This is a genomic window from Agrobacterium deltaense RV3, from assembly GCF_900013505.1.
Taxonomy (GTDB): domain Bacteria; phylum Pseudomonadota; class Alphaproteobacteria; order Rhizobiales; family Rhizobiaceae; genus Agrobacterium; species Agrobacterium leguminum.
The window spans coordinates 1,273,593-1,281,875 of sequence record NZ_LT009745.1 but is presented as its reverse complement, the minus strand read 5'-3'; the positions used below and the strand labels follow the sequence as shown (position 1 = coordinate 1,281,875).

6 protein-coding genes are annotated in these 8,283 nt (G+C 62.5%); 3 read left to right on the top strand and 3 right to left on the bottom strand.

Annotated features, from left to right (window positions below):
* Positions 1-3,922 (top strand): apolipoprotein A-IV repeat region-like domain-containing protein (locus AGR7B_RS06515; RefSeq protein WP_483416163.1); only part of this gene is annotated, 3,922 nt, incomplete at its 5' end.
* 113 nt (positions 3,923-4,035) lie between these two features.
* Here AGR7B_RS06515 and AGR7B_RS06510 read toward each other — a convergent pair.
* Positions 4,036-4,953, bottom strand: a complete 918-nt coding sequence (locus AGR7B_RS06510) for a PhzF family phenazine biosynthesis protein (RefSeq protein WP_065653944.1) — start codon at positions 4,951-4,953, stop codon at positions 4,036-4,038.
* Positions 4,954-5,256: 303 nt separating this feature from the next.
* Between AGR7B_RS06510 and AGR7B_RS06505 the strand changes: the two genes are divergently transcribed.
* Together AGR7B_RS06505 and AGR7B_RS06500 are read left to right on the top strand one after the other, a co-directional pair.
* Positions 5,257-6,030, top strand: a complete 774-nt coding sequence (locus tag AGR7B_RS06505) for an NAD kinase (RefSeq protein WP_003521437.1) — start codon at positions 5,257-5,259, stop codon at positions 6,028-6,030.
* 21 nt (positions 6,031-6,051) lie between these two features.
* Positions 6,052-6,552, top strand: a complete 501-nt coding sequence (locus AGR7B_RS06500; protein WP_080857006.1) for a hypothetical protein — start codon at positions 6,052-6,054, stop codon at positions 6,550-6,552.
* Positions 6,553-6,579: 27 nt separating this feature from the next.
* Here the strand turns inward: AGR7B_RS06500 and AGR7B_RS06495 are convergent, their stop codons facing one another.
* Both AGR7B_RS06495 and prfB read right to left on the bottom strand, forming a co-directional pair.
* A complete protein-coding gene (locus AGR7B_RS06495; RefSeq protein ID WP_080856283.1) occupies positions 6,580-7,050 on the bottom strand; it encodes a cysteine hydrolase family protein in 471 nt (156 codons plus the stop codon).
* A gap of 75 nt (positions 7,051-7,125) precedes the next feature.
* Positions 7,126-8,257, bottom strand: a protein-coding gene (gene prfB, locus AGR7B_RS06490) for a peptide chain release factor 2 (RefSeq protein ID WP_161987956.1) whose coding sequence is annotated in 2 segments (ribosomal slippage) — positions 7,126-8,187 and positions 8,189-8,257 — 1,131 coding nt in all. Because the reading frame shifts where the segments join, the coding sequence is not laid out codon by codon here.
* Positions 8,258-8,283 lie beyond the last annotated feature (26 nt).

Below are 8,283 nucleotides of genomic sequence, written 5' to 3'. Positions count from 1 at the left end.
GGCATTCTCCGGCGCGGAAGAAAAAATCACAGAAGCGCTCGACACCCGCACCGCAGCCCTTGGCGAGCTGGTTGCCGGCGCCGAGACCCGTATTGCCGGGGCGCTCGACAGCCGAACCGAGTCGCTGAAGACCGTCGTTTCCGGCGCGGAAGAGCGCATCACCGATGTGCTCGACAGCCGCACCATGGCGCTCGATATGAGCTTCTCCGGTGTCGAGGAAAAGATCGCCGATATTCTCGACGGTCGCACCACAGCGCTGCAGAATGCCGTTTCCGGTGTCGAAGACCGCATTGCCGGCGCGCTTGACAGCCGTACTGCGGCCCTCTCGGGCATCGTCTCCGGTGCGGAGGAGCGCATCGCAGACGCGCTCGACAGCCGCACCATGGCGCTCGACATGGCGATTTCCGGCGTCGAGGACCGTATTGCCGAGGCTATGGATGCCAGAGCATCGTCGCTTTCGCTTGCGGCAGCCGGCGTCGGCCAGCGTCTTGAAGCCACCGCATTCACGCTTGAAAACGCGCTTGCCAGCGGCCATGAGCGGCTCGAAACCATGCTCGGTTCGCAGGCTGAACGCATTGCCGGATCGCTGGAGCGCAATAGCGGCCTGATCGAGCAGAGCGTCTCGGGTGCGGCCAACCGCATCGAAAGCGTCGTTGAAGACGGCAGCACCCGTTTTGCCCAGACGGTGGAAGAAGGTGTTTCACGCCTCGAAAGCAATCTGTCGCAATCGCATGAGGATATTCGCACCGCGCTCGATCAGCGCCAGGCGGATCTTGCCGCGACGCTCAGCTCCGCCACGGCCCAGATGGGCGACATGCTCTCCGAACAGGCGATGATGATCGGCACCACGGTCGCCTCCAGCGCCAGCATGCTCGAACTGTCGCTCGAAACCCAGCAGGAAGCGCTGCAGAAGGCGATCGACGGCAGTGCGCAGACGCTGGAAGAGCGCCTGCGCAACAGCGCCGGCGACATCGCCGTCAAGATCGGCGAGGCTGCCCGCGAAATCGGCGGCGCGACGGATGCCCTGTCCTCGAAAATCGAGACCTCCATCGGCAATGTCACCACCCGTCTCGACGAAACCGGCGCCCGTATCGAGACCTCGCTCGATACGCTGCAGGCACGCGTCGGCGGCGATCTCGCCAATGTGAACACCTCGATCGAAGATGCCGGCCGCCGCTTTGCCGAAGCGCTGGAAGACAAGACGGCCGTGTTCGCCCGCGCCAGCGACGAGGCGGCCGAGCGTATCACGGGCATTCTGGACGAACAGACCACACGTGTCGCAGACACGTTCGAAAACCGGACCAGCCGCCTGGCAGAAACCTTCGATACCGGCACGGCCCGTATCGATGAACGCCTCGGCACCATGGACCGGGCGTTGACCATCGGTCTTGAAAACGTCAACCGCACCATTGAAGGCAAGGCGAGCGATCTCGCCGTCAGCCTGCGCGGCGCGGTCACCTCCGCCACCCAGAGCATCGGCGAAGAAGCCGTGCGCTCCACCTCCCTTCTCGCCAAGTCCGGTTCGGAATTCGCAGAACAGGTGCAGGCGCAGAACGAGGCCTTCACCAAGGCCATCGAGGAACGCTCCGGCGAGATCGTCAACCGCATTTCGGATGCGCAGACCCGTCTCTCCGGTCAGGCCGCCGCCGTCGCCCAGACCTTCTCCGAGGCCGGCAACATCATCGTCAACAAGGTTGCCGAGGCTGAAGCCGTCGTTCGCTCTCAGGTCGGCGTCATTTCCGAGACGCTCACCAGTGTCGAATCCGCCCTCGACGCACGCGGCGAATCCATCCGCTCGGCGCTGGACAACCGCACCCGCGAACTCAACTCGATGCTGGCCAGCCGCTCCGCCGAGCTTTCGCGCCTGATCGAAGAGAAAGCCAAGCCTGTCGTCGACGAATATGCCACCATCGGCCGCGAAGCCGCCGAAAAGATCGTTTCCGCAGCCCAGCAGAGCGCGGACCTTCTGTCGCAGAGCAACAGCGGCATGGTCGGCATGGTGGAACAGGCGATCAGCGATTATGCCGCTGCCGGAACGGATGCGGCAAGCAAGCTCGTCGCCGCGACCCGCCAGAGCACCGACATGCTGTCCGAAACGCATACGGCCATGGCGGACGCCGTCGAACAGGGCATCGACAAATATGCCCGCGCCGGCAGCGATGCGGCCAACAAGCTGGTGGCCGCCACCCGCCAGAGCACGGATATGCTGTCGCAGACCCATAACAGCATGGCGGAGATCGTCGAACAGTCGGCAACCAACTTCAACTCCGCTGTCGAGCGCGCCGCACAGGGCTTCGGCGCGGCAGACGAGGCATTGAACGCCTCGGCGACGCGCTTCTCCGAATCCGCCTCGCAGGCCGCCGACATGGTGTCCAGCTCCAGCCGTCTGCTCGAAGGAAAGATCGACCGCCTGTCGAATATTTCCGGCCAGACGCTGGCGCAGGTTGCCGGCATCGTCGGCCGTTTCGAGGAACATTCGAAGGTGCTGAGCCAGGCTTCCGAGCTCCTCAATGCCGCACAGTCGAGCCTCGTCGGCACTCTGGAAGAGCGCCAGGACGCGCTGCGCAGCCTGTCGGTCGGCCTCGTCAAGCGTTCCGAGGAAATCGAAAGCGCCATGCGCAACGTCATCGGCGTGGTCGAAACCACGCTCAACGAGGCCGAGGAGCGCTCGCAGAACGTCGCCGGCAATCTGCGCGACAATCTGCAGGCCTCCTTCTCCGATATCGGCCGTTCGCTTGATGAGACCGAACAGCGCGCCCGCTCGGCAGCACAGACCATGCGGGGCGCCCTGCTGTCGGCCGGTCAGGATGCCAGCCGCTCCATTGAAAGCACGTTGTCCGACGCGCAGAAATATTCCGACGAGCTGGTCAACCGCCTGCGTGGCGGTGTCGAATCCTCGCTTTCGGAAGTGGACAATCTTCTCGGCAGCGCCTCGGAAAAATCGAATGCCGCCGCAGCCAGCCTCAAGGAGACGCTGCGTCAGGCCGTCGAGGAGGCCGTGAGCCGCTTTGCCGGTGCGACGGACGAAATCCGCCGCTCGAGCCACGATATCCGCCGCGAACTGGATGCGACCCGTGCGGAACTGAAGCGCGGCGCCTTCGACCTGCCGGAAGAAGCCAAGGAAAGCGCTGCCGCCATGCGTCGCGCCGTTTCCGAACAGATCAAGGCCCTGCAGGATATTTCCCAGCTCGTTGGTCGTTCGACCCACCAGATGGAAGTCTCCGAACCGGTTGCCCGCGCCATCGCCGCAACCCAGCCAGCGGCCGAGCGCCGTGTCGAAACGCGTCCTCAGCCGGCAGCTCCGGCTCCGGTTCAGCAGCAGCGCCCGGCTCAGCCGCAGCCCGCTCCCGCACCGGCGGCATTGCGCGGTACCCTGCCGCTTGAGAACCGTCAGGTCGAGAACCGTCAGGCGCCTGCCCCGGCCCAGCCGGGCGCTCCGACCGGACGCCGCGAAGAAGGCGGCGGCTGGATCAGCGATTTGCTGCGCGGCGCATCGCAGGAAACGCCAGCGGCATCCGCACCACGCGCCGGCGCGGAACAGCAGCCGACCCGTGCGGCCGACACCCGCAATCCGCGCCACATGGTGGAATCGCTGAACTCGCTTTCGGTCGACATCGCCCGCGCCATCGATCACGACGCCTCCGTGGAGTTGTGGCGTCGTTACCAGCGCGGCGAGCGCGACGTTTTCACCCGTCGCCTCTATACGCTGAAGGGTCAGACCACCTTCGACGAAATCAAGCGCAAATATGAGCGGGAAGCGGAATTCCGCACCGCCGTGGACCGCTACATCACCGATTTTGAGAAGCTGCTTGCCGACGTGGCCCGCACCGACCGCGACCGGACCGTGACACAGTCCTACCTCACCTCCGATACCGGCAAGGTCTATACGATGCTTGCCCATGCGGCGGGCCGGTTCAACTGAGCCGAGTGACGCTGAAATGACAAAACCCCGGTCAAGACCGGGGTTTTTCTTTTGGCTCTGCTCGCTGTTTCATCGCTCCTCGAAGACATCGAACTTAGCGGGTGACGCTGAAATCAAATCTCGAACGTGCCCGAAGCAACGCGCACCGCGTGGCCGCCGATGCGGGCGCGGGCGATTTCGCCGTCCTTGACGTCCATACGCAGGTGGATATGGGACGGTCGTTCCATCTCCACGCCCTGCTCGATCAGCAGAGGATAATGGCCATCGGTCAGGCCATCGAAATGGTGGATGGCGCCGGAAAGGGCAGCGGCGGCGGAACCGGTGGCGGGGTCTTCTGAAATGCCCATATCCGGAGAGAACATGCGGGCGTGGAACTTCGCCGCGTGATTGACGCCGCCGCGACAGTAGATATAGGCCGCCGTCAGGCGTCCTTCCACCAGCGGCGCCGTGCGCAGCCAAAGATTGGCATCGAAATCCATGTCCCTGATGGCGGCGATATTGTGCAGCGGTACGATGAGGAACGGCACCCCGGCCGTCCAGATCGACGGTACATGGTTTTCAAAGCCAAGATGCGCCTCGCTGACGCCCAACGCATCGGCAAGCGCGGTATGATCGAGCGGTAGTTCCACGCGGGACGATTTGCGCGGCAGGTCGAATTCCGCGAAGCTGACCGCGCCGGCACGCATCTTCACCGCGCAACGCACCGGACCCACCTGCTCTTCCAGCACGCAGACCATATCGATATCGTCATCGCCCTCGCCGCGATTTCGTTCGGCAATGGCCACCGCCGCGCCGACTGTCGGATGGCCTGCGAAGGGCAATTCACCCGATGGCGTGAAGATGCGCAGCGAAGCCGCATGGGCCGGATTGCTGGACCGGTTGACGAAAACCGTCTCGGAGAGATTCATCTCCCGCGCGATCGCCTGCATCGTGGCCTGGGGAAGATCATCGGCGTCATACATGACCGCCAGCGGGTTTCCCGCCATTTTCGTCTCGGTAAAGACATCGTAGATATCGTAGTTCAGCGCCACATCCGTCTCCTGCCACTCGTCATTCCGACTGCCCTGGCAAACTGCATCAGGCCGTTCCGCATCGCAACCCTTGTCGGCGGGTGCAAATCAAGAAGCTGTGGACCGGAGCGGTGCGCTCCGCCGCCAGGGAACGCCTGCGTCTTCGAAAGGCCTTGTCGCCAGCCGCCGTCTTCATGTACCAAGGGTGCGTCTGGCGGCTTGTTATCGACCTCCCTGTCGAGGTTTCAAGATTTCGAGCCGCTTCAACGGGTTACAGCGCCTTGCGTGGACGGTTTCCGGTCTGCGCGTTGTCGAGGGAAGCGGATGTCGCATTCTACCTATTCACTGTCCTTTGTCGCCTCGGCAACCGAGGAGGCCCAGACGGCGCTGAAAGAGCTGAAAGGCATGTACGGCGATACGCCGTTCGAAGAGGCGGAAGTGATCGTCGCGCTCGGCGGCGACGGCTTCATGCTGCAGATTCTCAACGAGACGATGAATTCCGGCAAGCGGGTCTATGGCATGAACCGGGGGTCCGTCGGCTTCCTGATGAATGACTACCGGGTGGACGGCCTGCTGGAGCGCATCGCGGTGGCGAGCGGCAACGATTTCCATCCCCTGCGCATGACGACGACGGATTCCGACGGCGACGAATTCACGGCACTTGCGATGAACGAGGTCAGCCTGTTTCGCCAGTCGCATCAGGCCGCCAAGCTTCGTGTGGAGGTGGACGGCAAGGTGCGGCTGGAAGAATTGATCTGCGACGGCATGATGGTGGCGACGCCGGCAGGGTCGACAGCCTACAATTTCTCCGCCCATGGCCCCATCCTGCCACTGGAATCGCCGCTGCTTGCGCTCACCCCGGTCAGTGCTTTCCGGCCGCGGCGCTGGCGCGGCGCGCTTTTGCCGAATAAGGTAACGGTCGATATTCATGTTCTGGAGCGCGACAAGCGCCCTGTGAATGCGGTGGCCGACCACACCGAGGTGAAATCCGTTCGTCACGTTCGGATCGCACAATCGCAGGACAGGACGGCCAGAATTCTCTCGGATCCGGATCGTTCATGGTCGGACCGGGTTCTCGCGGAACAGTTCAACAATTGACGCCCACAATCGACAATGGCCATGCAACTGACAAGACCTATCCTCGCTGCCTTTCTTTTCGCCGCCGCCGTGCTTCCCGCGCGGGCGCAGACGGAAGCGATTGACACGCTGCCGGTTTCGGCAATCTTCGTCGTCAGCAGCGGCATGTGGGAAGATCGCAATCTTGAGCCGGTGAAAGGCCCCGACGGGCAGTTGCGGCCGCCGCCTGCCTCGCCCACGCGCGGCTATTACAAGGTCATCGCCATCCGCCAGGGCGACGGCACGGCGAAAATCTACCTGCAGCGAATCGTCTTTACCGCCGATGGGCCGAATCTCCTGGAAAATATCGAGCTGGAAGAATTCAGCCAGATGAAGTCCTATGTCACGGATATTCGCCCCGAAAGCTCGAATGGCGCACCCGCCTCGCCCGGCCTGTTCGTGACCGTCTACCTGAAGACGGACCCGATAGCCAAGGAAGCGGAAAGCTGGACGATCCTGATCGATGAGCTGGGCGAGATGAAGATCGAGAAAGCGTCCAACTGATCGGCCAGATGCGCGGCTCGGGCAAGGTTACGCTTGCAGCGCCTCCGGCCCGACAAGAACCGCACCGAAATGATGTTTCCACAATCTCGCACCGAGTTCACCGCTGCGGTCGAGACTGGAGCCCACCGTAAGCCACGGCAACAGCGTGGGATGCAGCCCCGCATCGAAGAGCGCAAAACCGGCGGCCAGCACGCAGGTATCGGCCTGAATGCCGCAGACCAGCACCCTATCGAGTTTCAGCGACAGAAGGTGGTCGATGACCTCCCGGGGTGGCGCATAACCGTGTTTGACGAATATGCGATCTGCCGCAACAAGCGACTCGTCATCCCTGCCCGGTTTCCAGCCGAGTTGCCGCTCAAAGGGTGTTACGCTTTCGTCATGGCGCTCGACAGTGGCGATGCTGGGCATTGTCAGGGCGAGAGCGGATATTTCCGCCACCAGCGCAGCCGGCGGATTGAAGCTTGGCTGGACGTCAACGATATAGAGCGCCTGTCTCATGCTTGTCCTCCAACGAAAAACCCCTCGCAATGGGTTTGCGAGGGGTAATCTTTTTCAATCAACGCACTTGGCGCGTCAGTCGATATCCGCGACTTCCACATCCGCGCCGCCGCTGATGCGATGCGCGAGGGCCGCTTCCATGAACTCGTTCAGATCGCCGTCCAGTACGTTGCCGGGTGCGGTGCTTTCCACGCCGGTGCGCAGGTCCTTGACCAGCTGATAGGGCTGCAGAACGTAGGAACGGATCTGGTGGCCCCAGCCGATATCGGTCTTGGATGCGGCCTGCGCATTGGCCGCCTCTTCCCGCTTCTGCAGCTCCACCTCGTAGAGGCGGGCGCGCAGCATGTCCCACGCCTTGGCGCGGTTCTTGTGCTGGGAACGCTCCTGCTGGCAGGCAACGGCAATACCGGTCGGAATATGCGTGATACGCACCGCCGAGTCGGTGGTGTTGACGTGCTGGCCGCCTGCGCCGGACGAACGATAGGTATCGATGCGGCAATCGCTCTCGTTGATGTCGATCTGGATCGAATCGTCGACGACGGGGTAAACCCAGACGGAAGAGAACGATGTGTGGCGACGCGCATTGCTGTCATAAGGCGAAATACGAACGAGGCGATGCACGCCCGATTCCGTCTTCAGCCAGCCGAAAGCATTGTGGCCCTTGACGAGGATCGTCGCGGACTTGATGCCGGCTTCTTCGCCGTCGTGAACTTCGAGCACCTCGACCTTGAAACCTTCGCGGTCGGCCCAGCGGGTATACATGCGCAGAAGCATGTTCGCCCAGTCCTGGCTTTCGGTGCCGCCGGCACCCGAATGCACTTCGAGATAGGTATCGTTGGTATCGGCTTCGCCTGAGAGCATGGCTTCCACCTGACGGCGGTTCGCCTCGCTCTTCAACGCTTTCAATGCGTCTTCGGCGTCTTTGACGATCTCGTCATCGCCTTCCATCTCGCCGAGTTCGATCAGCTCGATATTGTCCTTGAGCTGCTGCTCGAGCGCCTTGACGCCATTGATGCTGTCATCCAGCTGCTGACGTTCGCGCATCAGCTTCTGGGCTTCGGTGGCATCGTTCCAGAGGGTCGGGTCCTCTGCCTTGTTATTCAACCAGTCCAGTCGTCTTATCGCCTGGTCCCAGTCAAAGATGCCTCCTCAGCAGGCTTATGGCCTGCTTGATTTCGTCGACTACGTTCACGATTTCATTGCGCATTTCGCTGGTTCTTCACCTTCATTGAA